Origin of the sequence: Janthinobacterium sp. SUN137, assembly GCF_030587265.1 — a bacterium.
GTDB lineage: Bacteria > Pseudomonadota > Gammaproteobacteria > Burkholderiales > Burkholderiaceae_D > Janthinobacterium > Janthinobacterium kumbetense.
This window is the reverse complement of sequence record NZ_JAPWHZ010000002.1, coordinates 554,935-578,385: the sequence shown is the minus strand read 5'-3', so window position 1 is coordinate 578,385 and position 23,451 is coordinate 554,935. Positions and strand designations below refer to the sequence as shown.

Here is a 23,451-nt window from a genome sequence, read left to right as displayed (position 1 = left end):
GAAGTGCAAGTTTCGAACTTGCGACCCCTGCAGTGTGAATGCCATTGAAAGCGCCATTTTGCAGGGTTCTCACAGGGAGAGTTTCGTCATGACTATCAAGAGAAGTCGCTAAATTGCACCAAATTACACAGGAAATTACACAGGGCTGAAATGCTCAAAAGCAAGGGAGTTACATCGATCTGCAATTCCAGATATGACTATTGGGCGAAACAAGGAAGGGTATGCCAGCACTGGCTGGCACCACGACTATACCGACACGAGGATGGGGGCGCGGGAGATCCTGCCTTAATTGCCGAAAAAACCAAATGAACAGCCTCCCCCAAGCATGCCCCTCCCTCCCCGATATGCCGCAAGATAAATGTAATATTTCCAACAAACCGCTGGCTGCGGTGTAATCTGTACATATAGGCAGTATGCAAACATCCACAACTTGGGAGGATATATGCCTTGCATTGATCATGAATACAAGAATTGTCCCGCTTATATTGAATTGGCCGACGGTAAGTATTGCACAGTACCGGGATGCCAACGTCAAAAGGCCATCACCCAAACCTCCAAAGCCTTGTTCGAGCACCTGAACAATGATTTGGAGGATGTTGTCATTCCTGGCAAGACAGGCGGTAGACAGGGCACGATCTAAGAGGGCACGGACATCGACAGTACCATGCTCGTTAAAAGTTGCACCGAGACATCAAAATCTAGTGCAGCTACTTGGTTATAACTCTCGGCAACTCCAGCTCGCTGCGTAGCGAAGCGCTCTATTTTCTGAAAACATAGCCCACCGCCGCGTCAGGTCTGCCGAACCCAGACGCACCGTATTACGGCAATTACGTTTGCTTGTGCTATCCAGCGCGGCCATTGCCAAACCGGAGCGCACCCTTCCCCACTCGTCTCCGCCACCAGAGAACCGTCCAACCAACTTAGGCACTGATCAGGATCAAGGCTCATCACCATGCACTTTTCGTCATCGGGCTTGTGGAAGCGCTGCATCAGCGGATGCCCGTCGGCGTTGATAGTCAGCATCGAGAACGACAGCAACTGATCCTCCGGGCGGTACTCCCATATGCCGGCTCTTGCCACCGGGCCACCGTCGGCACGCTCGATGCGCCAGCGCACGGGCCTGCCGGTTTCGTAGTTGGGTTCGAAGAAATTGGCGGCCGGGATGATGCAGAACTGCTTGCGCTTCCAGGCGCTGCGAAACGATGGCTTGCTGGCCACCGTTTCCGTGCGTGCGTTGTAGGTCTGACGGGCCAGCTTGTGATCTGCCCAATGCGGAACCATGCCAAACATGGCGGTAGCGATTTCCAGCTGGCTTGAATCTTACGAGAACCGCGCAGGATAGGTGCCATGTAGCCAGGCCAAGCTTCGGGCGGAAGGTCGAGCAGTGGATATCCGGTTCGAAAACTTTCTTCAATCTGCTCTTTACGGCTGGGGGTATAGTCAGCGCACATACGGTAATTTTACCAATCCTGAAGTAAAGCTGTACACTTGATTCAATATAAAAAATTCAACTTCAGATAAGTTAAAGGGGGCAAACATGGAAAATAATACAAACAACAAAAGAACATCAATTCCTGACGCAGTGAAACTAGCCTTGAGAGAAGAAGTTGGTTTTGGGTGCCCGGTGGATGGCTGCGGCAGCCCCTACCTGGAGTATCACCACTTCGACCCACCAGTCAATGTCCGTGCACATAATGACCCTCTGGGCATGATTGCACTATGCCCTACTCATCACGGAAAAGCCGACGGTGGCAACTACACAAACGAACAACTTCATGCATTAAAAAAGAATAAAGTTAATTCGGAAAAAATAAAAGGAGATTTAGACTGGCTTAGAAATAAATTGCTTGCGGTAGTTGGAGGAAACTACTACTACGAAACACCAAGAATTATAATCATTGACAACCATGATGTCGTTTCCCTAAATCGAGATAAGGATGGATATTTAAGATTAACAGTCAATATGCTAAGTATATTACCAGAAGAAAGACTGGTGATTGAATCACATTCCTGGGAAAACATAGGTACTCCAATAGACCTTCGCTGCCCTCCACAAGGGAAAGAATTAGAGGTAAAGTACGCAAATGGAGACTATTTGAATTTACGCTTCATTGTACTAAGCACCCCTCAAGAGGCAGAGAAAAGATATAAAAGTCAAATATTAAATCATTTGGGCGAGCACTTTCCCTTGACTGCTGTAGAAGTCAACATGAATGTTGCTGGAACCAATATTGAGTTCTCACCTTCCGGGACGAGGTTTTGGGGAAATCAATTCATAGGGAATCTTTCAATGATGTGTGGCCGGGGGCTTTGCATAGAAAATACTGGAATAAAATGGATGCAAAATGAAATTCGGAAAACAGGCACTGAAGGTGGGCCGGGTATCGAAAAATTAAATTACGGACCAAAAATCAAAATAAGACCAATTATTCGCGTCAAGTAGTCATTGAGAGCGACACATGAATTATTGACCAGAGGCGAGGTGGAGTATCACTGCTACAACCGATGTAATCACAGCAGTTTAGCCGCTTTCGATGAAACGCATTCTGCAATAACCACCTCCTGTTCCCCTTTGCATTTCCGCCCATGCGGCCAGTCCCGCGCCAGCGCCAGGACGATCTCGCCGTCCGTTGCCGCTGGCGCCGGCTGGTCGAACTCGTAGGTTGGCCGGTGCGGCATCGGCTTTACGCTTGCACCTTACTTAGATGGCTGTTTCGCGCAAGCAACATCATACTGTGACACACTCATAGGATTGCGCGAATTTTGTGGCTGCTGTCCAGCATATACTGTTCCAGCCTGGCCATCTGGATTGAAAGCTGACCCAGGTGCAGAAGCTGAATTACCAGGAGTATTGGGAGCAGTGGCACTGCCGCAGCTTTGATTTGGTTGCCCCGAATGCGATGGGGTAGGTAAAGTTGGTGCAGTTGTCGTTGTGTGCGTTGTCGTCGTGCGCATTGTTGTTGCGATCGGGGTTCCTAAATGCGGACCGGCCTTAACGCCGCCATTCCCTGCAGATGCAGCTGTTCCCGTGATAAACAGAACAGTACCGATCACGGCAAGTGTAGAGATATGCCTCATGGTAAGACTCCTCTTCTAACGTCCAATTTCCTTCTATTGAGTGTATACCAAGAGCCGAAGTTATCAACTTAGACAGCATTTATTCTATCCGGCCCCGCCGTGCTGGAGAGATGGACGCTCGACTGCACAAAGACACCTGCGGCACTAAACTTGCGTTGATCAGAAGGTCTCAAAACTCAATCGACTAGCTCACTCCCCTACTGTCTACCTGCGCAAACACTCCGAATCAGCGCTACAGCCCTATGCTACTATCCCGCACAAACGCCTGGCACGCGCGTCCCGTCGCGGCCACTTCCTCCGTCTGCAGGATCAAGGCTTGAATATCTCGCGCCACCGCGTCAGGAAGTAGCCCACCGGCGGGATCGGCTGCAGCGCCTCCTTCGGCGCCACCGGCACCGGCCGGGGCGGCAGGTCCAGCACTTGCACAGAAGGCGGGCTTGCGCATGCGCTCAGCAACAGCAAGGCGAGCACGCACATCGTTGATTTCTTCATCGTAGGCTTTCGTGATGGTCAGCGCGACGGCGGCCTGTTGCCTGGCTTGCGCCAGGTTTTCGGCGGCGCGCTGCGCCGCACTGGCGCGACGATGATGCAAGCGCTGGGCATATCGCTGGAGCTGATCGACCGCTGCCAGAACCATGTGCTGCCGGGCAGCAAGGTGCGGCGACATTACATGCTGCACGACTATGCGGACGAGAAGCGCGCGGCGTGGGCGGCGCTGGGTAGCGCGCTTTTTGCGGTACTATGAAATGTATTGGGTGTCGCTCACTTGAATCTGCCGAAGTTGCAACAAAATAACTAAACGGGGTTAATATGTTTTATAATTGCCGAATTACCTAAAAGCAACATATCCCCCGCAGCTCAGTCAACGGGAGAAACCATGAAAAAGAAAATGACGAAACTGACCTACATCCGCCTGATCTTATCTGGCGCAATTGCCGGTACAGCGCTATTTGGCGTGGTTGCACCAATGGTTGGGATTGACTCTTCCACAGCAAAAGAAGTGCTCGGTGGGGTTGCAGGCGCGAGCGTTGTTGTCGCGATCAAATTTGCCCATCTGATTTGACATCTTGTACCAGTTCGACGGAAATCCTATTGATATGGCAACCATCGGGATTGCCATTTTTTGTTGCCTAATACGGCCGACACGGCGCGCCTACCGCAAAAGTGGGCCGTGTTTCACCGCCAACAATATCATTGTAGATTTTTTGAACGGCACAGTCATTGTGCCCTTCCTCTTGATGCTTGGCTCGGCGTTCTCCCAGGCGATATTGCAGGACGCGCTAAAAACGAACAAGCTGTACCTTGCGATCGGTGCTGTTATCGGATTGACTTTTATTTTCCGCGAATTCATCAACGGCGATCAATCCCAGCAAGTCGCCTTAGAACCTGTGAAGACGCCCATAACGAAAGTTGCTAGCGCGCCGCGTAGAGCTGCGAATTCACCGACCCGAGCATCAAAATCTAAATCCTCGAAGCGCCGCTAATTCAGTCGCCAGCTCCAACCCGCCCTATCTGCATCCTTCAACAACGGCTTCCAGTCGTGCCTCATACTTCCGGCCTCGCGGCCAGTCCTGCGCCAGCGCCAGGACGATCTCACCGTCCGTTGCCGCTGGCGCCAGTTGGTCGAACTCATAGACCGGCCGCTGCGGCACCACCTTTACACATGGTGCAAAGACGGGAACTTCGACCCGCTGCGGCGCAGGCGGCGCGCTGGCGCAGCCAGCCAGCAGCAATACAAGCATCCATTTCATTGCACACCCTCCAGCAGCAGCCTGACGGCTGGCATAGCTTCGTCGCAGGTCGTGGCGCGCGCGCCAGCGAACTGCGCCAGCGCCGCGTCGTACTTCTTGCCCTTGGCAGCGGCCGCCGCCTGCGCCGCGGAGCCGCGCTCCTGCGCCGCCAGGGTTGCCTTGGCCATGCCATCGATGGCGCGGTTCTGCTCGGTGATCGAGCTGCGCAGCTGTGCGCTTACGCCCTGCTCCTGCACCAGCGCCGCGCGCGACACATCGCGGTCGCTGGCGGCCAGCCACCATCCGGTGCCGGTTGAGCTGGCCACCAGCAACAGCACGGCAGCCAGGATGACGGTGGCCGCCTTCCAGATGCCACTGACAGCGCCGGCCGCCAAAGTACCCAGCGCGCTCACGTCAGCACCCGCTGCGCGACGGCAAAAAACGCCTGACGCTCGGCCAGGCCATTCGTGCCGCCGTTGATGCGCCGCGTTACCTTCACCTGGTCGCCGGCATCTGCCAGGGCGTTCAGCCCCTTCGTCTGCCAGAACCAACCTGCCGAGCGGCAGGCGTTGACGGCCTGCTCGAGCAGCTCAGGCTGGGCCAGCAGATCCAGGCCCAAGGCCTTGCCGCAGGCGGCGTAGTTCGCGCGGCCGGTGACCTGCAGCAGGCCGCGCCCCCGGAAGCGCACGCCGTCGCCACGTTGCGTGTTGCCCAGGTCGGTGCGCCCTTCGTAGGCCTGGCCGCTGGCCAGCTCACGCACATAGCGCAGCTGACCAGACTCGTGCCCAACTTGGGACAGGAAGGAGGCCTGGCGCGCCGGGGTCGTGATGCCGAATTCCAGCATGGCCGCGTTCAACGGCGCCAGGAAGGCAGCCGCGCGCGGACGCACCAGCGGCATGATCGCCAGCAGCTGGACCAGCGTGACGGCGCTCACAGGCCACCCCGCACGTCCTTGACGACGGCGGCAGCGTCGCGCGCCAGCTCGCCAATGTCCTTGTCGCGGCGCTTGTCGAGCCAGCGCACCGTGGCGCCCAGCACCCACCAGGCGGGCAAGCCGGCGGCCACCATCAGCGGTGCAGCGATGAACAAGAAGCCCAGCGCCGGGTCGCTGCCGTACAGCACGGCCACGGCGCGCGCGCTGTCGAACAGGCCCGGCATCCAGTTGCGCACGACCACGACCAGGGCCGGCCCCATCAGGGCGGAAAAGAGAATGGTGACGAAGAAGCGCACGCCCGCTTCCTTGGCAGTTTTTGGCCACATAAACATGAATCCCAGTGAGGTTGCGGCAGCGCCGGCCAGAACCGGGATGCCAAAAATTTTAATCAGTGCGCCGCCGGCGGCGGTTGTTTCGAGGGCCATGTGATGCCTTTCAGGTGGTGGAAATGAAAAAACCCGCCGAAGCGGGTTGATAACGGACAGGGCATGCTGCTAGATCGCGCCTGGGTCAAATGCCTCACGGATGATCGGCGGCGCTGCTGCGATAATTGCCGCGTAAGTTGACTTCATCGCTGCTGTCAAAGTATCAAGATCGGTGGCGGCCAGCACTATAGGGGCGATAGTAATATCCAGCAGCGCCTGGCGCGCCTCCAGCACGCCCTTCACGGTCTCCGCATCGCTTGTGCCCATCGCAGCGAAGCCGATGCCTGCCAAGCGGTTCAGGATGCCATCACGGAGGGCGCGAACGGTATCAAGGTAGGCAGCGCACACTTGAGCATAAGGAATGGCAGCGGGCGGTGTGATGCACAGAATCCCTTCGGCAAACTCGAACGACCCGCCTGATGCGCGGGCGGTATGGGCGGCCAGGTGGTCAGCCTCGGATACCTCAAACACATCGGACGGGATGTCCTGGTACTCGATATTGATGGGGTAAAAAAAACCTGTGCTCGGTGAATATCTGACGCTCATGATTAATCTCCAAAGGCAAGGTAGGATGGGGTAATGCCGCCGGAAAGCGCATTCCCGTTGTAGGTGTACAGGCGGCAGCCCGTTCTTGTCTTCATACCGGCGTTGACGATGGTGGGCATACTGGACCCGCTTCCGCCTTGCCCTTCATATCCAGGGAAGACGTGAGTACACTCGTTTGGAAACGGAATCGGGAAGATGACGTCGACATAGCCGGATGCCGGTGTCTGCGCGCCGCCGCCCACCTGAAAAATCAGGCCGCCGGGTAATCTCTGGTAGCCGCTCGAAGACACCATTGCTGCAAAGTCGGCATTGCGCCACATCTCGGCGGTGGAGTCGATCACTTGCCATACAATATCTGACGCCGCAGTGAGCGTAAGGTATTGCCCCGGTTTAAATTCGATGAATGGGACCGTTCCTACATTGAAGCTGATGCCGGCACCCGCCCCTGGGACGATTTTTGCCGTATTGCCACCAAAGCCAAAGAAGTGAATGCACTTGCCTGAATTTGTTGATAAACCAAGATCGCTAGGCTTAGGCAATGTAAAAATCAGGTTTGGCGCCGAAAAGTACAGCGCTTTGCCGATATCATCAGGAGTTAGGCTGCGGGCCACTCCCACAACATCATGCCCAATAATATTGCCTTGCGATTGCTGCACAAACTCAGCCGTAGCCACTTTGGGACTGGCATCGAATTTTGGTGGGGTTGGCACCGTTGGAGAGACAGTGAAAGCGTTCATCATATTCAGCATCGCCACAGTGCCAGAGAATGGCGCCCCTGTCGCCTTCGCGATATTTCCGGCAGTAATTGTGGATTGCCCGTTTGCGACGGTGACGATCCACAGGCCAACATAGCCTACGTCGGCCGCCGGCGTCAATTGCGAGCCCGTCGCAGCTGCAATACCAGCCTTTGCCGACAGCGCCACCGTTCCATCGCGTACGGTGTTGTTGGTAGTGCCGGCGCCGCCCGGGCCGCTGTATGCGGTCGACGGGTTGCTGGCGTTGTAGTAAGGCAGTACGACAGCCCCACTATCCACTTCAGAATATGCGGCCTGGATCAGATAGTTGATGCTCTGGCCGGCGGTGCCCGGTGCCGCGCACGCCAGTGTCACGGGATCCAGAGATAACCCTTGTTTCATGATCGAATGGATGGTATCGGCGGCAATCGAGCTATACGCCGTGCCGTCGATGTTCTGCATACTGTATATCTCGCCCGGGGCGATCACGACGCTCAGCGCCGCCGGCGAGTTCGGCACGCAGGCCAACCCGCTGACCATCGTTGCTGTTCCAATGATTGTCGCCGTAAGCTTTGCCAGGGCAATCATCATGTTCTTATTTGTGCCGAGCAGGTCGGTTTCCAGGGGGATCTGGCCTGGATAGATAATTTGTCGTTTCAAAATTTACTCCAAAAAAAAGAGCCGCGTGTGCGGCTCGTGTAGGTGAGTTGCATATTTATCAGGAACGGATATTCATCCAGACGATGGTTCCGACCGGCTTTACACTGTCCACAGCCGCATAAAGGTCAGCGTCCGTCACTGCGCCAGTGCTTTGCGACAGCGTTGCGTAGGCTGCGCGAGACGGCGCGCTGTAACCACCTGGCGGTGAACCGTAACCGGCGATATACGGAATGCCGGAGGATGCTGGGCGGTAAGCTTGGACAAATGCCTGGAACGGCAGCAACATCGATCCGTAGGCGCCGGCCACGCCGTAGCCGCAGTTCGGCGCCCCGTAAGCGCCAGTGTCCGCCGGCCGCTGCGGCTCGATGATGATCGGCGCGCGCCCGGTCAGGTCGGTCAGCACGCGGGTGATCGCATTGCGCGTGGCGCGCTCGCGGAACAGGTTGATGATGATCCGCGCGCGAAAACTGGCGTCGGATTGGTTCGCCGAGCGCATCAGCGCGGTGCCAAAAAAGTCTGCAGCGATCATGTCGAGCCAGCCCTCGGTCGCCGTCTTGATGCGGGTTTGCAACACCGCGTACTGGTAGAGCGCATATGCGAAGGCGGATGCATTGGCGAGGCCCTGGATCAGCGCGTCGACCAGATCGCGCACCGAGCCGAACCAGGGAGGCAGTACGCTTTTGATACGCGCAACAATATCTGCTTGGTCGCCTGTCATCACGCCACGCTCACGGATCCGGTCTTGATGACCTGCAGGGCGCTGGCAGCGAGGTCGGCTGTACCGCCGTTGAGCATGATTGCGGTCACGTTGGTGACGCCTGGCGAGGCATCGTAGGCGATTTGCGTCATGCGCGAGAACGCCAATTTCTGCCCCAAAGTCAGCGAATTGACGTAGGCACCAAGCGCTGCCGCCACGTTCGCGGCCGTCGCCATGTGGTCGTAGCCAGCAGCCGTGGTAATAGTCATCGCGATATTGGCAGTGACCACTATCGGGGCAAAAACGCCAAACGTCGACGTGAACGGCCGCACAGCGTCGATCGCATTCGCCGCCGACAGCAGAAGTTGCGATGGCGGATAGCCCGTGCCATCATCGATGACGGCGAAAAAATAGCCGTTCTGCGCCACGCCGCCGTAGGTGAAATTCTCGGTCAGCGAGAACGTCACGCCCTGCGCCAGCGACGTGATGGCGTTCCCAATCGCCAGCTTGGTCGCCTTCGACAGCGAGGCGATGTAGGTGATGAAGCGTGCTCGCAGCGCGGCGTTTTTCTCTGCGTCAACGCCATTCGTAAAGCCGGTCGCGTTCGATACGGCGTCAACGCCGGGGATTGGTTGGTTGATCAATGCGATCTGGCCGGCCACTGCGTTCGCCGCTGCGCCAGGCGTCGATGCGGTCACGGTGATATTGATGCTCACCACGCCCGGCGCAAGCACGTAGCCGCCCAGCAGTGCGCTGTACGCGGAGTTCGTCGCGTCGAGCAGCGCGACATACGCCTGCGTGCCGTCGAGTGTCAAAACGGTGGCGCCGACCGGGACGACAGCCTGGGCAGTCGGAGTGAAGCGCGAGAACGAGACCAGGCCCGAGGCCGGAACGGCGCCCAAGCGCACGACACCAAAGTCGGCCATCCAGCTATCCAGATCGGCATCGTTGGACGTCGCCGCGCGCGTGGCAGCCAGCAACTGCAAGATCAGGCCCTGAAGCCACAGGATAACTGTGGCGTTGGCTTCGACCACGGCGCGCAGGATCGAGCCGACGGTCAGGTTGACCAGGCCGCTCGCGGAACCCTGGATTGCAGTGACAGCGTCGCGGACCAGCGTTACAAAGTCTTTTGTTGAAATACTCATGGTCGCCTTATTTGGTTACATCGAACGCGAGCGCCGCCGGCGTCCCGGTCTGCGCATCGTTGTAGCGGATATCAACCGACACACCGCCCTGGATCTCGGCCACCTTGATGACCGGCGCCGGACTGCGTGCGACACAGGCCTCGAGGAACATTTGCCCTTGGATGCGCCCCTTGATTTTCGGAATGTCGACGGTGTCGCCAATCATGCGGGGCAGGCCGGCGCCATAGTCGGGGTGAAAAATATAGTCGCCCTGGATCAGCGTGTTGCCGTCAGCATCGATCAGAGCCGGGTTCGTCAGCAGCCGGCGCAGCACGCGCTGCACGCCCTCCCCGGTACCGTCGACCTTGAGCAGATCACCAGTGGACGACCGCGACAGGTCGCCACCGAAATAGTGGAATAGATCCGACATTAGCCGCCCTTTACTGTGGTGGTCGCGTGGGCGGCCGTCATCGGCTGATTCGGCGCGCCCGAGACGCCGCCGTGCGGATCGTTGTGCGTGTGCCCGTTGAACAGCGAAATGAACGCGTCGGTGATGAAGCTTTTCAGCGACTGCGCCGCCGCGCCCAGCGTGATGCTCGGTGCCGTCACCGATGCTGACGTCGTCGCAGTTACGGACGCCGTTGCGGCGACGATATTGACCGCGCCCGTCGCGGTGATTTGCACGGTTGGCGCCATAGCGTCGATCTCGACCTGAGAATTGACCAACACCTTGCCATCATTTCTCAACTTGATGAATGCGCCAGCGGCATGCACTAGCCAGAACTCGCCGGATACCACCGGAAGCGGCAGGTCCTGGTCGTTGAAGGCGCGAAGGCCGGCCACGCCGGAATTGATGTCGCCATTCAAAAACGTGACCTCGACCAGGTCGCCGATGGTCGGCGGGCAGAACATGCCCCAGCCGTTGCCCACCCAGGGCGTCAGGAGCGGGATCCAGCCAGTCATGTTGCCCTGCGGCTGCAACTCCAGGCGCACTGCGTATTTCGCCGGGTCGTAGCTGCGCACGATGCCAGTGCTCGGCAGCGCCACGTCGCCGAGAGCAGCCTGTGCCTGCTGGCGCATCGCGTTGAGCATGCCCCTCATATCGCCACGACCGTTTCCGGCGAATGGTTTTTCGCGTGCACAGTCATCGAATAGCCGGTGCTAACATCCATTTCACGCATGATGCTCTCCGGATAATAGGTTTGATCAAACGCAGTACCGGTGCCGGTCACTGTGATGATGTTCGTCGTCGTCAGGATGTCGTCGGCCGGCAGGCTTGCCACCATCTTGACCTCGTGCTTCGTGATTGCGGCGTGCTCACGCTGCGCCCGATTCAGCGCGCCCTGTGGGCTGGTGCCGAGCATGGTGATGCGGTAGAGTTGCGCCGAAGCGGCGCTCTGCCCCACTTTGATATCGGCGGCCTTGCTCGGATAGCGCACACGAAACGTGCCTTTTTTGTTCGGCACGGTGTAGGTCACCTCTACTACCACGCCGCGGGCGATGCTCAGCGCGCGGCGAAAGCTGATGGCCTTGCCGTTGAAGCTGTAGGCGCCCGTTTGGTCGTTCGGCGCCTCCCATTTCAGCGCGTAGCTATCGACCGGCGCTGGCGCGATCGGCTCGAAGTGAAGTTCCTTGCCGCGCACAAAGCAGGTAAAGCCCTCGGCCGCCGCCAGCGTCGTCAAAATGTCCCACTCGCTGCGCTGCGTGTTGACCTTGATCGTGTCCGTCTCGTAGTAGCTGCCGACCATGTCCCTTGTCGCCGTGACCACTGGCGTAAAGCCATGGCGCAGGGCCAGCTTTGTGGCCACCTGGGACGCGGTCAGGTTCTGGAACGACTCCATGGTCCGCGCGTCGATCAGGATGGCCGTCAGGTCGCGCCCTGAGACAACCACAGTTCGCGCCACGGGGTCGAACTCGACGTCATCGACGCGCCCGTAGACCCAACTCCGCAACTCCTCGGCACTATAGTGCTCGGCGTCGGCCGGGAAGCCGGCGAGCACCTCGACAAACACCTCGGTCTGCGATGCCCAAAATGAATCGCCATAGACGGCCGGCAGCGCCGACAACGCGAACACCACGCGGAACGTGTCGGCCTCGCTGAAGGTGTTGTTATCGGCCTCGAACCGCACCCATCCGTCGACGCGCACGCCGTCCACATTGACGATGCCACGCGGCTGGCGCGCTGCGGATACCGCATCTGGATTAACCGGCATTGATGCCCCCTGTATCGCCCGGCACGCGCGGGATGATGATTGTTTGCACGCCGGTCAGCGCCGGGTCACTGATTTTGTTGGCCCGGGCGATACCTACCCATTGCGTGGCGTCGCCGTAGGCCTTGGATGCCATGGCGAACAGGTTGCCGCCGGCGGTCGTGATGCTGGTCCCGGCGCCGGACACCGCGCCCAGGTTCGCGCCCATGCGCCCCACCGTCGACTGCAGGTTGAGCAGCAGAGGCAGTTGCGTAAATCCCGCCACTTGGCGGGACAGCTTGGCGGCCTGCATCGCGATCGGGTTATTCGGCAGCACACCGCCGACCGTCGAGATATTCGAGATCGTGTTGCCCGTCGCGGCAATCAACGCCGAGACGCGCGACTGGACGGCCAGGACAGGCCCCAGTACGCTGGTGATCGTGCTCTGGGCCGCCCCGGCAAAGGACGACACGGATTTGATGGCCGAATTGAGCGTGCCCAGCATCGTCGACAACGTGCCATCGCCGATCTGGTCGCCCAGCGCATTCGCTGCATCCATGTCGTCGCTGATAGCGGAATCGATGGACGACGCCGTCAGCTCGAACACAGGGATCGTTAAATCCTCTATGACCGTGCACGAAATCGTGTACGGAATCTCGTAGGCGCGCCGGTAGTCCAGCAGCGCAGACCGAATGACCACCTTGTAAGCGAACTCAGCCCAAGACACGTTGACCTGCTTGCCGGCGATCCGCAGCGCGTTCAGGTAGCGAGCGCGCTCGCTGGCGTTTTCGCCGATGAACAGGCCCGACCACTCCAGAGGGCGGTCCTGGCGCCCCATCGCGTCAACAACACGCCTGCCACCGGTCAGTTCGTGCACAGCGAGTGCCTGTTCGCCACCAAAGCCGATCGATTCCGGCACCTCGTAGCGCGACAACTGCATGTCGCCGAGCTGCATGTAAGTGTCAGGCTTCATCGTGATATCCCTGGTTGTGGTGCTGCCATTGAGGAATCAAAGCGCCCAATGCCGGACTGCGGCCCGGCCGAAGCCTTGGTCTGGTAGGCGGTGACCGCTTTGCCGATTCTCACGCCATCAATATGAATATTCGTTTCGACCATGCCGGTACGCTGAGTCGTGCTTGCAATCGCGTTTTCAACAAGGGGGGAAGTAACCGTAGGACCTTGCGATATGGCAACCATAGGAGCGCCATATCGCACAGCGGGAATGCGGGGAGCCACTGGAAGAGACGGCACTGCAAGTGCCCCGTTGGCGATGCGCGCTGCAGCGGATGGGCTCAACTTTGCGCCGCCTTCGAATTTCGCGGCCTCGATTTCGGCCTTTGTGATAGGGCGAAATGCATACAGCGCGCCGGCAATAGTTCCAATGGCAAGAACTGCAATGGCAATTGGAGCTGCTAGGCCTGCTGCCGCGACTCCAAGCGCGCTTATGCTTGCAGGCAATGATAATCCTGTGCCAAGAGTCAACGCCAGGCCAAGGGTGCGAAAGCCTGCGCTAAGAAGCAAAATTGTTCCGCGAATAGCAAGACTTGCAGCAAGCCCCACGAAGGCTGAGGCAAGAAGCTTCACGGTTCTCGGGTTTTCTCGGATCCATTCTCCGAAGCCTCGAAGTTGCGGCGTCAGTACTTGTAGCGCCTTGATGGCCATGGGCAGAACGACCAACCCCAGTTCGACCATCAGGCCGTTGTATTTCGCTTGGAGATCAGCAAACTTGCTGTTCGGATCGTTTTTGTATGCCTGGATGGTTTGGTTGGCACCCATGGCATTTTTTGCCAAGTTCGCGTCGCGGATCATTTGAAGTATCTGCGTACCCATAATGGAAGCCTGGTTTGATGCCGTCCTATTTGAAATTAGGTCATTCGTACGCTTAAGAATTTGCGCTTCAGATGTAACTCCATTTGCCTGTAGTGCCGGGAGGAATACGCTCCGAATCCACTCAGGTGGATTCGCCTGGAGCAACTCGCCCCCCTTTATATCCTTCATTACCATAGCCTTCAGCGGCTTCCCGCCGACTGAACCGTGCGTCTCTGTACTCAGCTTGGCCAGCCCCATTTCCTGCAGAAGCCCCATAGTCTTCTTGGGAGTCCGACCAGCTATTAGGTTCTGATACAACGACATGAGCGAAGTACCTGCCCGAGCACCGCCTTGCTCCTGTAAGAGCAACGACATGTTCAGAATCCCTTGGTCAGACAAGCCTCGGAAGGCTGTTCCGCCTTGCTGCGAAAACTGGTCGAGGTCTCGAAATTTAACAAAACCGCCGGATCCAGTAACCATCCTTTGAGCAAGGTCAAGATTTCGCAAAAAGGTACCTTCATCATGAGTCCCCCCCCTGCGATCAATGAACTTCATTAACGCGCGCGTGCTTCCCTCGTCAATGTGATCCAATTTCCCAGAGAAAATTGCGCTGTTCGCTTTGTTCAAATTAGCCAGGTGCGGTGCCAACTTCTTCGCTACGTCAAACCCACCAAACAACCCTACGGATTCGGATAGTGTTGTCATCAAATCCTTGCTGCTGACGCCGATTAAATTGGCACCACGTGCAAACTGATCGGCCTGTTTATTGACTGATTCGCCTAAATTGAGTGTTTTAAACTTCGTGAACGCCAATTCATACTGACGGGCGGCATCCATGGGAGCCTTTAGAAGTGCCAGCATGCCCACTCCTACCCCAAGCATTAGGCCGCCTTTAAGGGCGTCTTTTTTGATACTATTAAGACGGCGCTCAAGAAGCGTCGCTTGTGCTTCGGTTTTAGCGAAATCACGGCTCATCAGCATTAATCCGGAGCTGACGCCATTCAGCAGCGACATTTTTATGCCGATTGTATAGGCTTCGAACATTTAAAATCCTTGAGGAAACATGAATCGCTCTCACCGAATCCAAGAGTGGCTCGCTGACCGGGTGTCTTGGGTGCAGTATCCCAACATCAGGCCAGCTGACGCCGTCACGCGCAGAGCGTCAAAAGGAGGGACAATCTTCGAGCATGAAATGACAATCGGCCAGCGGCTAGACCTGGTGCTTTTATCTATGGCACTTTTTCTAATCGGACTGATCGGACTAATCGGGGCTTTGTTTGCCCTCTACATCGCTATCACGTCAATCTTGCCAACGTAGCGCCTGCCCCGTACAGCAGCCCCTCCGCTGCCGCATGGCCAAGAATTTTCCCCACCAGCTTCTTGTTACGTATCGCTGCAGGGCCAAGCACGGCACGCGGTGGAATCTTGTCCGTGCCCAGCTCCTGGTAGACCATAACCTCGCTGTCGGAGCCAATAACTGCCGTTAAGCCTGAGATTTGGTGGCTCACCGACTTTTGCAGCTTGCCAGTGCGCAGCAGCGGATCGTTCTCGGAAAAGCCCTTCGCTACCCGGTCCTCTTTGGTGCTCTCAGCCAATTCCGGCCAGCCAGCGAACGGTGCCACCTCCCCCTGGTAGTGGCCAAATTCGCTCTTCGCCGTCCCCTCTATTGCCACGGCGCATTTCTTTAAGCCCCGATGAAGTGCGAGATTCTGGGCTGCCGCCAGCGTAGCGAGATAAGCAACCATCGCGCCAATGCTTGAGAATTCCTTCATTTCTGCTCCTCGTAGGCCATGGTGTGAAAATTGAATTTCGCGCCGTCCATTTCAGAAAAAATGATGCACCAGCCCGTTCGCGTAATGTCATCCAGCCCGAACGCAATATCAAATGGCACATGGTTCTTTACCAGAAACAGGCATTCGCGAATCGGGCCGGCCCGGACTACTTTTTTAATTCAGCCTTGTCAGCGTCCGGATCCGTCTTGCCATAGGTTTCCTGGACGTGCTTCATGACGGCCTCGATGCCATCCTCGTCCAGCTGCTGAATAAGCGCCTCGACGTGCATTTTCAGCTTAGGAGGGTTCACTGCCAGATCGTCGATTGCGGTGACGTAGATCAACGGCAAGACCATGCCCATATAGGTTTGGTTAGCAGCCGAGTCACCTAATGCCTCGATCAGGCGATATTGCGCGAGCACGCCTGGCTTCTTCAGTTTGATAACTCGGCCGCGCGCATCGGTGACGACCGTCTCTTCATGCGCCTTGGCGAGTACTTGCGCTGCAGGCGCTTCGCGCAAGGTCACTTTTACTTGTTCTGTGTTCATGGCATTCCTTGTTTTCCGCCAGACCTTCCCGGCAGCGGTTGAATTACGAGACTTTTACGCGGCGGGCAGCGACGAAACGCACTTTCTGATGCACAGTATCGTCGCCCTTGAAGCTACCGGCGTCTTCCAGCGTCAGCAGTACTTGCAGGAATCGATACTGCGAAACCGAGCCATCCACCTCCTGGATAGTCTCCGTGATCGTGGCAGGGTTTTCGTTCAGGCCTGCGTAGTAGTTTGCTTCCAGCGTCGAGAAATAGTCGTCAACGACGTTGTTCTGGCGCTCCAGGTCGAACGAGCCCGACCAGCCGTCAGGAAAGCGCAGATGACGGGTAATGCCATCGAGGCCCTTGATTTTCTTGTCAGTGACGTCGGGTTTAGCTGTGAAGCCGACGATCTGGTTAAGATTGATCGGCCCATTGGGGCCGATAATATCGAGCGACAAGTCGCGCCCGACTGAGTAGCCATTAAGCGGCATCTGATGCTCCTAGAAAAAGTGCGGCCCGGCAGCGCGGGCCTCGGTGGGATGAACGGCTTAGGCCAAATTGACGGATTGTCGGCTGATATTGACCGACTGGCCGCCTTCCAGATTGATGATGAATTTCTCGATCACCGACAAGTAGCGCACCTTGACGTCAGCTTGCATGTAGCCCAAGGCGACGCGCGCTTGAGGGTTGTTGGCATCATTGATCTGCACGCTGTAGGGCTGGCTACCGTCTGCGCTGCCGATCATGCCCTGGCCGCTCATACCTTCCAGCAAGGACGAAATCGATGCAGATGCAGAGCGGCGTACGCTTGGCGACTGCAGCTTGCCAATGTATTGGCCCATGCCCGCATCAAGGCTGTACGCAATGTAATTGGTCAGGCGGGTATAGTTGTCGCCGTTGGTGACCGCATTACTCGATGTGTTGTGGCCGAAGCGCGCGCCGAAACTGTTTCCGGCAGGAATCGGATTCGTAATAACATCAATGCCTGCCTGGCCCAGCAACTGCAGCTCCGCATTCGAATACACCAGGTTTTGCTGCGATTTCTGCGTGCCGACGATGCCATACATCGGCTTGTTCAAACTGGACTGCTCGGGCGACAGGTTGGCCAGCCGGCCGGCGCTGAATGCCTGCGGCGAAATCAATCGCACCTGGCTGTTGACGGTGTCGTTAAAGTAAATCCAGTCGCCGAAGAGCAGTTTTGCCGCGTACGAGTCGATGCCTGCCGAGGCCTTTGCAGTCACGGCATTGGTGATGGTATCGCCGGCCGGGCCTGTCAAAACCATATACGTGCCTTCCGACAAGCCGAACGCCACTTGGGTAGACCACTGGGTCGAATCATCGACGTCGCTCAGCATCGCGACGGACACACCCGTGTTGCGGAGCGCGTACATGCCTTTACGGGGCACGGTGTCTACGCCCACCAGCACGCCCCCCGTAATCGTCGTAGCGCCGTCTGTGCCGCCGGCAACTGCAGCGGTGGCGGCGGCCGCGCTGGCAACGCCCAGGTTGTCAAACACTTCCGGGACTTGGCCAGGCAGAGCGATCGTGACGCGACTGGTAGTCGCTTTGCTGCCGGCGCCGATTGACACCACCATGGAATTGCCGAAGGTGCCAGTATATTTGGACGTGACGGTGAGCACTGCCAAGGCGGCGGTGGCCACCGCGAGCTGGGACGGCCCGCGCAAGCCGGACTGGCCGGCATTGATCGCGGCAGCAATAGCCGTAGCATCGGCGGCTGAAGAAGTTGTGAGCGTGCCGCTGGCGGCAGTATCGGTGCCGTCGGTGACGCGCACACAGCGGAAGTTATTGGCACCCTGCAGCACTGCCGCGGCCACGGCCGTGCCCATATCGTACTTGCGCGGCATGATTGCACCGAACTGGCGCGAATAGTCGGCCATGCTGCCGATAACCGCCGGCGCATTGACCGGCCCCCAGGTCGCCGTGCCGACAATGCCGAGGATATTGGTCGGCAATCCGTTGAGCAGCGCAACGCTCGGTGGAACAATCTGGACGTACAGATCGGGCACGATAAGCGCCGTGGTATTGATGCTGCCCTGTTGAACTACAGTCATGAACGGCTCCTAGAAATGAAAAAGCCGCCCGACGGCGGCCAAAATGGCTTGATGTTGGATTACTTCGCGGCAGCGTCGCCCTTTGCCGCCGGTTTAGTAGTGGACGCCGCCGGTGCCGCACTCTTCACGAAATGGCCTTGCCAATCAGAATCGACATACTTCGCGACCTCCGCGGGGTCGCTGATCACCTCGCCTTTACTGTGGGAAAGGAAAGCTTCGATAACAGTTAAATTGAAATTCATGGCGTTCCTAAGTAGCGCTTCCCGTACTGTTCAGTGCGGTCTGCGTGATTTGGGTTGCAGTCATTGACTGCGTCGTCGAATACTCGACGCTGTACTGAAAGTCACGCCGATACAGCTTCGCCTTCTGCTGCTGGTCAGTTACGTGGCTGCTCCGATATATAAGCCGCGCGCCGTACCCATCGGCCAGCGTGAAGCGTTCAGTTCCCGCCAGCGCGGTATCGAGTGCCCTGCCGATAACGTCGCGCTGTGCCGGCGTCGCCGACCAGACCGTAATCTGGAACACGCGTTCCAGGGTGCGAAGCACGCGCACTACCGTGCCGGCCACGCCGATCAGCGCCGCCGTGATGTTCGCGGCAGCTGGCAGCGTGATGACGCCGCCGGCGGCCACTGCAGCCGGCCAATCGGCGGCAATCTGCACCGCCAGGACGAAAGCCAGCGTCGTAGGCGTGTCTTCCGGTCTTGCGGTCACCACGTAGCACTTCCGGCCGATTCGGACCGAGACGTTCTCAGGCTGGAATGACTCAAGCGGTGCGCCGCTGATCGTGATCTGTTGGCCGGTTACCACGATGGCCAGGCCTGCAGTGTTGATGCTCGCCTCCTTCCAGTCCTTCGGGTAACGGGTCTTGTTTGCCTCGATTTGGGTCTGAAAAACAGTGACGTGCGCCTTTTCCACCAGTAGATCGGCGTCGAGGCGCGAACTGGTCGGCCAGCCGGCGTAGACAACGATATCCTTGCCGGAGACAGAGGCATCGCCGGTGCCGCCCGGGTAGACCGCAGCTGCAACCATGGCCACAAGGCTGTTTTGTACGTCGCCGATATCGCTCATGTCAGTGCCTGCATTGCGGTGATGCGCCAGCCCATGTCGGTCAGCTCGGCCGAGCTGACCACAAGCCGGCGACCTAGATTGTCGGTAATGATGTCCGCCGTGTGCAACAGCAAACCTGGGAGCGCAGGCAACAGCACGGCCCACCAAGGCGATCGGACGTCGCCCGGCAGATTCGTTTCATTCTTCTCGCCCTTGGCGCCCTGCAGCACCGAGGCTGGCCAGTCGATCAGCAGCGGCGTTTCGTTCGCATCGACGTCGCCACCGTAGCCGACGGCGCCGATCCCTGTCTGCTGCTGCGGCCGCAGCACAGTGATAATGTTAGAGCACTCGACTGCTAGTATCGGCAGCAGCGCCTGCTGGGCGGCGATGAAAAACGTTCCGCTTGGCCCGACCAAGTAGTCACCCACTCGTGTCTGCGCGCCGTCAACCACTGCATACCATGTCGGCTTGCCATACTTGTTCGGCCTACCGTAGCCAAAGCTCTCGGCGTTGAAGCTGGCCGGAAGGCTCGCCAGCCTATTGCCGCTCGCCAGCGGGCTGGTCGAGCCAGTCGGCCGGTATAGGTCATGTGCGATACCGATCTTGGCTGCCGCTTTGGCGTAGCCGAGATAAACGCGGTTTTGAATGGTGACGCCGTCCATTTCAGGATCGCACCAGCGTGATCGAGCCACCAGCGCCGAGATTGCCGCCAGGCGGGAAGCCGACGAATTCGCACATCTGGCGCCGCGCTTGGTTAAAGAGTGCCGTGCGATCAGCCACCTCGCGCTTGTTGCGCGTCCAGATCGCGGCCTGGTCGGTGTCGAGATTCTCGCCGGCGCCGAAGATCGCCGCTTCGAGTGGGCAGAGGTTAGCGAGGTAGGTATTGACCAGCACAGCCTCCTCGTCGGCCGTCAACGTCGTAAGGCGCGTGTACAGCGACATCAAGGTCATGCCGAAGCGGCCATAAACCACATCTTGATTCGGCCCGATCTGCATCGTCGTGCCCACGAGCGAATAGCCCATATAGCGCCTGACGTCAGCCATTTGCGCGGTGGTGAGAGACATATTTCCCTTTTTTAGGTGCGGTGCACGTCCACCCAGGCATCACCGGCACAGGACTCGGCGTCCGGTATGCCGATGCCAGTTTCGATGACGAGCATGGGTTCCTTTGGGCGTTAAAAGCCCGCGCTGGACGAGCCGGTGCTGAAGCTGGCGCGGAATTAGGCCGCAGCGTCCAGCAGTACCTGCAGGTCTGCCTTGCTGGCGGCTGGATCAAAGGTGATGCCCTTGGATGTCAGCGCGTCGCGCAGGTCGGCGATGCCGGGCTTTTTGGCAGAAAAGACTTGTGCAGCGGCCTCGTCGATCAGGCGCTGGGCTTCGGCGGCCTGGGTTTCGGCTTGCGCTTTCAGGCGTGCGTCCTCAGCGTCGAGGTCGGCGGCGCGCTGCGCCAGCTGGTCGCGGGCTGCGAGGAGCTCGGCCATGGTCGGCACGCGCTCCGCCAGCGCGACAGTGCCCAGGTCGTCGCCAAACGGCTCGTGCTTGGCCGAGTCGAAATCGGCTCGGTTGATGATGATGAAGCCCAGCGGGTTCTCGCTGGATTCCGGGGAAACTACGCGGATGGTTTCAATGTTCATGGGGTTTCCAATTGCGGCAGAGGGCCGAAGCCCTCCGCGTGTTGATGCCGGCCGGAGCCGGGTCGATTAGCCCAGCAGCAGCGCGATGTGCTCGCTCTTGGCCGCTTTCACGCCCCACGCCAGGCCGATTTCGTACTTGATCTGACGGTACATCTTGTACATCGCGATCTGGTAGACCAGACCGGAAATCGGATCGACCATTTCGACAACGTCGTCGGCCATATCCATCGGCTTACCATCGGGACCAACAGGCATCGCGGGCGCGCGGGTGATCAGCTGGATCGCGCTGCGGTTGAAGGCCAGATTAGCGGTGTAGCTGCCGCCAATGGTCATTGCGGTAGCTGCAGCCGGAATTGCCTGCAGCAGGCCTGGCGCCGCCAGAGTGATCGGGCCGGAGGCGGTATTACCAACTGCAACGACATATTTGTTCGGGTCGCCAGCCCAGGAAACGACATCGCCAGCCAGAACGGTGCCCGTGCCGGTAATGATATTGACGACCGTAGCGCCAGCGGCATAGCCTGCCGTATTCGAGGTGTAGTTGGTGCCGGTGCCTTTGGTGAAGGACTTGATCTGACCCGATTCATGCGGGTAGAAGCCGTCGACTGGCAGCGCGATCGAGCCAGTACGCAGGAGGATTTCCGAGCCGGCTTCATTCACTTTGAACAGGCCAGCCTGTTTGCCGCGCATATTGGCGGCTGCAGCCGTGTTCATGACCATTTGCAGGTCGGTCTGTGGGGCGCCGTTGTCGATCAGGATCTTGCGCGACTGTGCGAAGTCCGACAGATCAGCCGAAACGCCAAAGGGCGTGGTGCCAGCCGTACCGTAAGCACGCGAAGCATTGATAGCCAACGAGGCCAGATCACCCTCGACGGCATTGGCCAGTGTGCGGAAACCTTGCATGAACTGGTCCAGCAACGTGCTGTTGTAGGTGCCCGCGTTCAACTGGCCACGCTGCTCCTCGCCGCCCCACAGGACCTCGTAGGCCTTCGATTTCGAGATCGTCATGGTGTTTGGCGCGACAGTCTGGCCGCCGGTGCCGGCCGCAGTAACGCCAGGCGTAATGTCGATCAGCGTGCCCTGTTGAGTAACAGGAATGGTGATGACCTGCCCGAGCGCAGCCTTCTCAGCGCTGGAGTTGCGCTTTACTGCGGGGATGAAGCCGACAGCCTCGCGCGACACGGTGTCGAGCGCCTCGAACATGGTCGGAATCAGACCGGTCAGATTGTTCACGCCGAGCATCAAGCCTTTATTGGCCATGAAATTGTTGATGTGCGCATAAGCGATCTCACCGAAGGCACGAGCGTAGAGGCTCAGCTTATCGATGCCAGCGGTGGTTGCAGACGCGACCGATGCAAAAGCCATGGCGGCCATTGCGACGGCGATGGTGTGGAATTTTTTCATGTTATTAGAGCCTTTTGGAAAATGGGAGATTTGGTTTCAAACAGGCCATCCAGCCCAAAGCGCCACTCCCCATCCAGGTCATGGCTATGTCGTTGCGGTGCTAAGGATGCAAAAAAGCCCGCGCGCGGCGGGCCAGCGATCACGAATCGGATATTGTTACTCGGTAACGGTAGCCCCGCCTTTCATCGCGGCCTGGCGTTCCATCGGGGGCATCGCATCGAACTGGGCGCGGGTGATGCTCTTGCCGCCAGTGCCGCCAGCCCCGCCGCCCTGGGCGCCACCGCCGGAGGCACCAGAGCCCTTGAGGATCATGTCCTTGTTGGCGTACTGGCCGACCATGACCTGCAGAGCCTCTTCGAATCCGGCATGGTTGCCGTGGTCGGTGGCGGAGAAGATCGGTGTGCCGTCAGCATTCATCGGGACCAGCTTGCCGCCGTCGACCTTGAAGCGATCCCCGAAGAACTTCTGCGCGATATCGGCAGGGATCGCCAACTTCTCAGCGATGAACTTCGAACTGGCGAACGAGCCGCCCACGATATGATTGTTTAAGTCGGACGTCAGCTTCGTGTTTTGATCGGTCGCTGCCTTGAGCGCCTCAGCAGCCTGACGCGTGGCAGCCGCTACTGCCTCGTTCGCCGACTTAGCCGCAGCGTCTTTGATCACCTGGACGCCGGCGGCAGTGGTCAGGTCGCCGGCCTTGATGTTTTTCATGGTTTCGAGCGCCTGGCGAGCTGCCTCACCGTCTTCGATGCCCTCAAAGCCTTTCAGCTTGCCCTCGGCGGCCTCGGCGCGCTCGCGGTGGCTCTTGGCCTCGCCGTTCAGACGGCTGATGTTGGCCACAGTGGTGTCGGCGTCGAACGGCGCTTCACGGCCATCGGCGTGGATGAAAATTGGCAGTTTCTTATCTGCGTCGATTGCAATTGTTCCGTCGGCATTCATTTTGAAAGGCATGCTGGTCTTCCTTGGGCATCCGCCCGTTATGGCCGTCAGGCCGTGCACCGCGTCGCGTCCGCTAGCGGCAATAAAAAAGCCGCCAGGTTGCCCAAGCAGCTTCGAAAACTGAAAAAT

31 protein-coding genes are annotated in these 23,451 nt (G+C 58.3%); 4 read left to right on the top strand and 27 right to left on the bottom strand.

Features of this window, described 5'->3' with window-relative positions:
• Positions 1-715: 715 nt before the first annotated feature.
• Positions 716-814: a hypothetical protein gene (locus tag O3298_RS29165; RefSeq protein ID WP_369811544.1), complete on the bottom strand. Its 99-nt coding sequence runs from the start codon at positions 812-814 to the stop codon at positions 716-718.
• Positions 790-1,290 carry an SOS response-associated peptidase family protein gene (locus tag O3298_RS10775; protein WP_305059305.1) on the bottom strand — a complete coding sequence of 167 codons (501 nt, stop codon included), beginning with the start codon at positions 1,288-1,290 and terminating at the stop codon, positions 790-792. The genes O3298_RS29165 and O3298_RS10775 overlap by 25 nt, the downstream gene beginning before the upstream one ends.
• A 247-nt stretch (positions 1,291-1,537) precedes the next feature.
• On the opposite strand from O3298_RS10775, the gene O3298_RS10770 reads away from it, so the two are divergent.
• Positions 1,538-2,443 carry a hypothetical protein gene (locus O3298_RS10770; protein WP_305059304.1) on the top strand — a complete coding sequence of 302 codons (906 nt, stop codon included), beginning with the start codon at positions 1,538-1,540 and terminating at the stop codon, positions 2,441-2,443.
• Positions 2,444-3,387: 944 nt separating this feature from the next.
• Here the strand turns inward: O3298_RS10770 and O3298_RS10765 are convergent.
• Entirely contained in the window at positions 3,388-3,570 is a 183-nt protein-coding gene (locus O3298_RS10765) for a hypothetical protein (protein ID WP_305059303.1), read from the bottom strand.
• A 91-nt stretch (positions 3,571-3,661) separates the two neighbouring features.
• Between O3298_RS10765 and O3298_RS10760 the strand changes: the two genes are divergently transcribed.
• From O3298_RS10760 to O3298_RS10750, 3 genes are all read left to right on the top strand, one after another.
• Positions 3,662-3,823, top strand: coding sequence for a hypothetical protein (locus O3298_RS10760; RefSeq protein ID WP_305059302.1), 162 nt, complete (start codon positions 3,662-3,664; stop codon positions 3,821-3,823).
• A gap of 132 nt (positions 3,824-3,955) precedes the next feature.
• Positions 3,956-4,141 (top strand): hypothetical protein, encoded by a 186-nt coding sequence (locus O3298_RS10755; RefSeq protein WP_305059301.1) that lies wholly within the window; start codon positions 3,956-3,958, stop codon positions 4,139-4,141.
• A 4-nt stretch (positions 4,142-4,145) separates the two neighbouring features.
• Positions 4,146-4,562, top strand: a complete 417-nt coding sequence (locus tag O3298_RS10750) for a hypothetical protein (RefSeq protein ID WP_305059299.1) — start codon at positions 4,146-4,148, stop codon at positions 4,560-4,562.
• A gap of 24 nt (positions 4,563-4,586) precedes the next feature.
• On the opposite strand, the gene O3298_RS10745 is transcribed toward O3298_RS10750, so the two are convergent.
• The 24 genes from O3298_RS10745 to O3298_RS10630 form a co-directional block, all read right to left on the bottom strand.
• The gene (locus O3298_RS10745; RefSeq protein ID WP_305059298.1) at positions 4,587-4,829 is read right to left on the bottom strand and encodes a hypothetical protein; all 243 of its coding nucleotides are present in this window, start codon (positions 4,827-4,829) and stop codon (positions 4,587-4,589) included.
• Positions 4,826-5,221, bottom strand: coding sequence for a hypothetical protein (locus tag O3298_RS10740; protein ID WP_305059297.1), 396 nt, complete (start codon positions 5,219-5,221; stop codon positions 4,826-4,828). The genes O3298_RS10745 and O3298_RS10740 overlap by 4 nt, the downstream gene beginning before the upstream one ends.
• Positions 5,218-5,742 carry a glycoside hydrolase family 19 protein gene (locus O3298_RS10735; protein ID WP_369811543.1) on the bottom strand — a complete coding sequence of 175 codons (525 nt, stop codon included), beginning with the start codon at positions 5,740-5,742 and terminating at the stop codon, positions 5,218-5,220. Before O3298_RS10735 ends, O3298_RS10740 begins: the two co-directional genes overlap by 4 nt.
• A complete protein-coding gene (locus O3298_RS10730) occupies positions 5,739-6,068 on the bottom strand; it encodes a hypothetical protein (RefSeq protein ID WP_305052404.1) in 330 nt (109 codons plus the stop codon). The genes O3298_RS10735 and O3298_RS10730 overlap by 4 nt, the downstream gene beginning before the upstream one ends.
• Before the next feature lie 168 nt (positions 6,069-6,236).
• Complete coding sequence (locus O3298_RS10725; protein ID WP_305059296.1) at positions 6,237-6,713, bottom strand: hypothetical protein; 477 nt, start codon at positions 6,711-6,713, stop codon at positions 6,237-6,239.
• Positions 6,714-6,715: 2 nt separating this feature from the next.
• Entirely contained in the window at positions 6,716-8,107 is a 1,392-nt protein-coding gene (locus O3298_RS10720; protein ID WP_305059295.1) for a hypothetical protein, read from the bottom strand.
• A gap of 58 nt (positions 8,108-8,165) precedes the next feature.
• A complete protein-coding gene (locus O3298_RS10715; RefSeq protein WP_305059866.1) occupies positions 8,166-8,825 on the bottom strand; it encodes a hypothetical protein in 660 nt (219 codons plus the stop codon).
• On the bottom strand, positions 8,825-9,949 hold the full coding sequence (locus tag O3298_RS10710) for a baseplate J/gp47 family protein (protein ID WP_305059294.1): 1,125 nt from the start codon (positions 9,947-9,949) through the stop codon (positions 8,825-8,827). The genes O3298_RS10715 and O3298_RS10710 overlap by 1 nt, the downstream gene beginning before the upstream one ends.
• A 7-nt stretch (positions 9,950-9,956) precedes the next feature.
• Positions 9,957-10,358 carry a phage tail protein gene (locus O3298_RS10705; protein WP_305059293.1) on the bottom strand — a complete coding sequence of 134 codons (402 nt, stop codon included), beginning with the start codon at positions 10,356-10,358 and terminating at the stop codon, positions 9,957-9,959.
• Entirely contained in the window at positions 10,358-11,020 is a 663-nt protein-coding gene (locus O3298_RS10700; protein ID WP_305059292.1) for a phage baseplate assembly protein V, read from the bottom strand. Before O3298_RS10700 ends, O3298_RS10705 begins: the two co-directional genes overlap by 1 nt.
• 5 nt (positions 11,021-11,025) lie before the next feature.
• Positions 11,026-12,141, bottom strand: a complete 1,116-nt coding sequence (locus O3298_RS10695; protein ID WP_305059290.1) for a hypothetical protein — start codon at positions 12,139-12,141, stop codon at positions 11,026-11,028.
• Positions 12,131-13,090, bottom strand: a complete 960-nt coding sequence (locus O3298_RS10690) for a hypothetical protein (RefSeq protein ID WP_305059289.1) — start codon at positions 13,088-13,090, stop codon at positions 12,131-12,133. Before O3298_RS10690 ends, O3298_RS10695 begins: the two co-directional genes overlap by 11 nt.
• Complete coding sequence (locus tag O3298_RS10685; RefSeq protein ID WP_305059288.1) at positions 13,087-14,970, bottom strand: hypothetical protein; 1,884 nt, start codon at positions 14,968-14,970, stop codon at positions 13,087-13,089. The genes O3298_RS10690 and O3298_RS10685 overlap by 4 nt, the downstream gene beginning before the upstream one ends.
• A 251-nt stretch (positions 14,971-15,221) precedes the next feature.
• Complete coding sequence (locus O3298_RS10680; RefSeq protein ID WP_305059287.1) at positions 15,222-15,698, bottom strand: hypothetical protein; 477 nt, start codon at positions 15,696-15,698, stop codon at positions 15,222-15,224.
• Between the two features lie 166 nt (positions 15,699-15,864).
• Complete coding sequence (locus O3298_RS10675) at positions 15,865-16,245, bottom strand: hypothetical protein (RefSeq protein ID WP_305059286.1); 381 nt, start codon at positions 16,243-16,245, stop codon at positions 15,865-15,867.
• A gap of 43 nt (positions 16,246-16,288) precedes the next feature.
• Positions 16,289-16,720, bottom strand: a complete 432-nt coding sequence (locus O3298_RS10670) for a hypothetical protein (protein ID WP_289898262.1) — start codon at positions 16,718-16,720, stop codon at positions 16,289-16,291.
• Between the two features lie 57 nt (positions 16,721-16,777).
• Entirely contained in the window at positions 16,778-18,301 is a 1,524-nt protein-coding gene (locus O3298_RS10665; RefSeq protein ID WP_305059285.1) for a phage tail protein, read from the bottom strand.
• Positions 18,302-18,360: 59 nt separating this feature from the next.
• Positions 18,361-18,543, bottom strand: a complete 183-nt coding sequence (locus O3298_RS10660; RefSeq protein WP_305059284.1) for a hypothetical protein — start codon at positions 18,541-18,543, stop codon at positions 18,361-18,363.
• A gap of 7 nt (positions 18,544-18,550) precedes the next feature.
• The gene (locus tag O3298_RS10655) at positions 18,551-19,369 is read right to left on the bottom strand and encodes a hypothetical protein (protein ID WP_305059283.1); all 819 of its coding nucleotides are present in this window, start codon (positions 19,367-19,369) and stop codon (positions 18,551-18,553) included.
• A complete protein-coding gene (locus O3298_RS10650; protein ID WP_305059282.1) occupies positions 19,366-20,010 on the bottom strand; it encodes a hypothetical protein in 645 nt (214 codons plus the stop codon). Before O3298_RS10650 ends, O3298_RS10655 begins: the two co-directional genes overlap by 4 nt.
• Position 20,011: 1 nt before the next feature.
• Positions 20,012-20,413: a hypothetical protein gene (locus tag O3298_RS10645; RefSeq protein WP_305059281.1), complete on the bottom strand. Its 402-nt coding sequence runs from the start codon at positions 20,411-20,413 to the stop codon at positions 20,012-20,014.
• 155 nt (positions 20,414-20,568) lie between these two features.
• Positions 20,569-20,982, bottom strand: coding sequence for a hypothetical protein (locus tag O3298_RS10640; RefSeq protein WP_305059280.1), 414 nt, complete (start codon positions 20,980-20,982; stop codon positions 20,569-20,571).
• Between the two features lie 66 nt (positions 20,983-21,048).
• A complete protein-coding gene (locus O3298_RS10635; RefSeq protein WP_305059279.1) occupies positions 21,049-22,383 on the bottom strand; it encodes a P22 phage major capsid protein family protein in 1,335 nt (444 codons plus the stop codon).
• Between the two features lie 156 nt (positions 22,384-22,539).
• Positions 22,540-23,334: a DUF6651 domain-containing protein gene (locus tag O3298_RS10630; protein WP_305059278.1), complete on the bottom strand. Its 795-nt coding sequence runs from the start codon at positions 23,332-23,334 to the stop codon at positions 22,540-22,542.
• Between the last annotated feature and the right edge of the window lie 117 nt (positions 23,335-23,451).

Excerpts from the sequence above, each read along its gene's own strand:
- O3298_RS10775 (WP_305059305.1), bottom strand. The coding sequence starts at position 1,290 with ATGTTTGGCATGGTTCCGCATTGGGCAGATCACAAGCTGGCCCGTCAG.
- O3298_RS10770 (WP_305059304.1), top strand. The coding sequence starts at position 1,538 with ATGGAAAATAATACAAACAACAAAAGAACATCAATTCCTGACGCAGTG.
- O3298_RS10765 (WP_305059303.1), bottom strand. The coding sequence starts at position 3,570 with ATGAAGAAATCAACGATGTGCGTGCTCGCCTTGCTGTTGCTGAGCGCA.
- O3298_RS10760 (WP_305059302.1), top strand. The coding sequence starts at position 3,662 with ATGATGCAAGCGCTGGGCATATCGCTGGAGCTGATCGACCGCTGCCAG.
- O3298_RS10755 (WP_305059301.1), top strand. The coding sequence starts at position 3,956 with ATGAAAAAGAAAATGACGAAACTGACCTACATCCGCCTGATCTTATCT.
- O3298_RS10745 (WP_305059298.1), bottom strand. The coding sequence starts at position 4,829 with ATGAAATGGATGCTTGTATTGCTGCTGGCTGGCTGCGCCAGCGCGCCG.
- O3298_RS10730 (WP_305052404.1), bottom strand. The coding sequence starts at position 6,068 with ATGTGGCCAAAAACTGCCAAGGAAGCGGGCGTGCGCTTCTTCGTCACC.
- O3298_RS10725 (WP_305059296.1), bottom strand. The coding sequence starts at position 6,713 with ATGAGCGTCAGATATTCACCGAGCACAGGTTTTTTTTACCCCATCAAT.
- O3298_RS10715 (WP_305059866.1), bottom strand. The coding sequence starts at position 8,825 with ATGACAGGCGACCAAGCAGATATTGTTGCGCGTATCAAAAGCGTACTG.
- O3298_RS10710 (WP_305059294.1), bottom strand. The coding sequence starts at position 9,949 with ATGAGTATTTCAACAAAAGACTTTGTAACGCTGGTCCGCGACGCTGTC.
- O3298_RS10705 (WP_305059293.1), bottom strand. The coding sequence starts at position 10,358 with ATGTCGGATCTATTCCACTATTTCGGTGGCGACCTGTCGCGGTCGTCC.
- O3298_RS10700 (WP_305059292.1), bottom strand. The coding sequence starts at position 11,020 with ATGCTCAACGCGATGCGCCAGCAGGCACAGGCTGCTCTCGGCGACGTG.
- O3298_RS10695 (WP_305059290.1), bottom strand. The coding sequence starts at position 12,141 with ATGCCGGTTAATCCAGATGCGGTATCCGCAGCGCGCCAGCCGCGTGGC.
- O3298_RS10690 (WP_305059289.1), bottom strand. The coding sequence starts at position 13,090 with ATGAAGCCTGACACTTACATGCAGCTCGGCGACATGCAGTTGTCGCGC.
- O3298_RS10685 (WP_305059288.1), bottom strand. The coding sequence starts at position 14,970 with ATGTTCGAAGCCTATACAATCGGCATAAAAATGTCGCTGCTGAATGGC.
- O3298_RS10680 (WP_305059287.1), bottom strand. The coding sequence starts at position 15,698 with ATGAAGGAATTCTCAAGCATTGGCGCGATGGTTGCTTATCTCGCTACG.
- O3298_RS10675 (WP_305059286.1), bottom strand. The coding sequence starts at position 16,245 with ATGAACACAGAACAAGTAAAAGTGACCTTGCGCGAAGCGCCTGCAGCG.
- O3298_RS10670 (WP_289898262.1), bottom strand. The coding sequence starts at position 16,720 with ATGCCGCTTAATGGCTACTCAGTCGGGCGCGACTTGTCGCTCGATATT.
- O3298_RS10665 (WP_305059285.1), bottom strand. The coding sequence starts at position 18,301 with ATGACTGTAGTTCAACAGGGCAGCATCAATACCACGGCGCTTATCGTG.
- O3298_RS10660 (WP_305059284.1), bottom strand. The coding sequence starts at position 18,543 with ATGAATTTCAATTTAACTGTTATCGAAGCTTTCCTTTCCCACAGTAAA.
- O3298_RS10655 (WP_305059283.1), bottom strand. The coding sequence starts at position 19,369 with ATGAGCGATATCGGCGACGTACAAAACAGCCTTGTGGCCATGGTTGCA.
- O3298_RS10650 (WP_305059282.1), bottom strand. The coding sequence starts at position 20,010 with ATGGACGGCGTCACCATTCAAAACCGCGTTTATCTCGGCTACGCCAAA.
- O3298_RS10645 (WP_305059281.1), bottom strand. The coding sequence starts at position 20,413 with ATGTCTCTCACCACCGCGCAAATGGCTGACGTCAGGCGCTATATGGGC.
- O3298_RS10640 (WP_305059280.1), bottom strand. The coding sequence starts at position 20,982 with ATGAACATTGAAACCATCCGCGTAGTTTCCCCGGAATCCAGCGAGAAC.
- O3298_RS10635 (WP_305059279.1), bottom strand. The coding sequence starts at position 22,383 with ATGAAAAAATTCCACACCATCGCCGTCGCAATGGCCGCCATGGCTTTT.
- O3298_RS10630 (WP_305059278.1), bottom strand. The coding sequence starts at position 23,334 with ATGCCTTTCAAAATGAATGCCGACGGAACAATTGCAATCGACGCAGAT.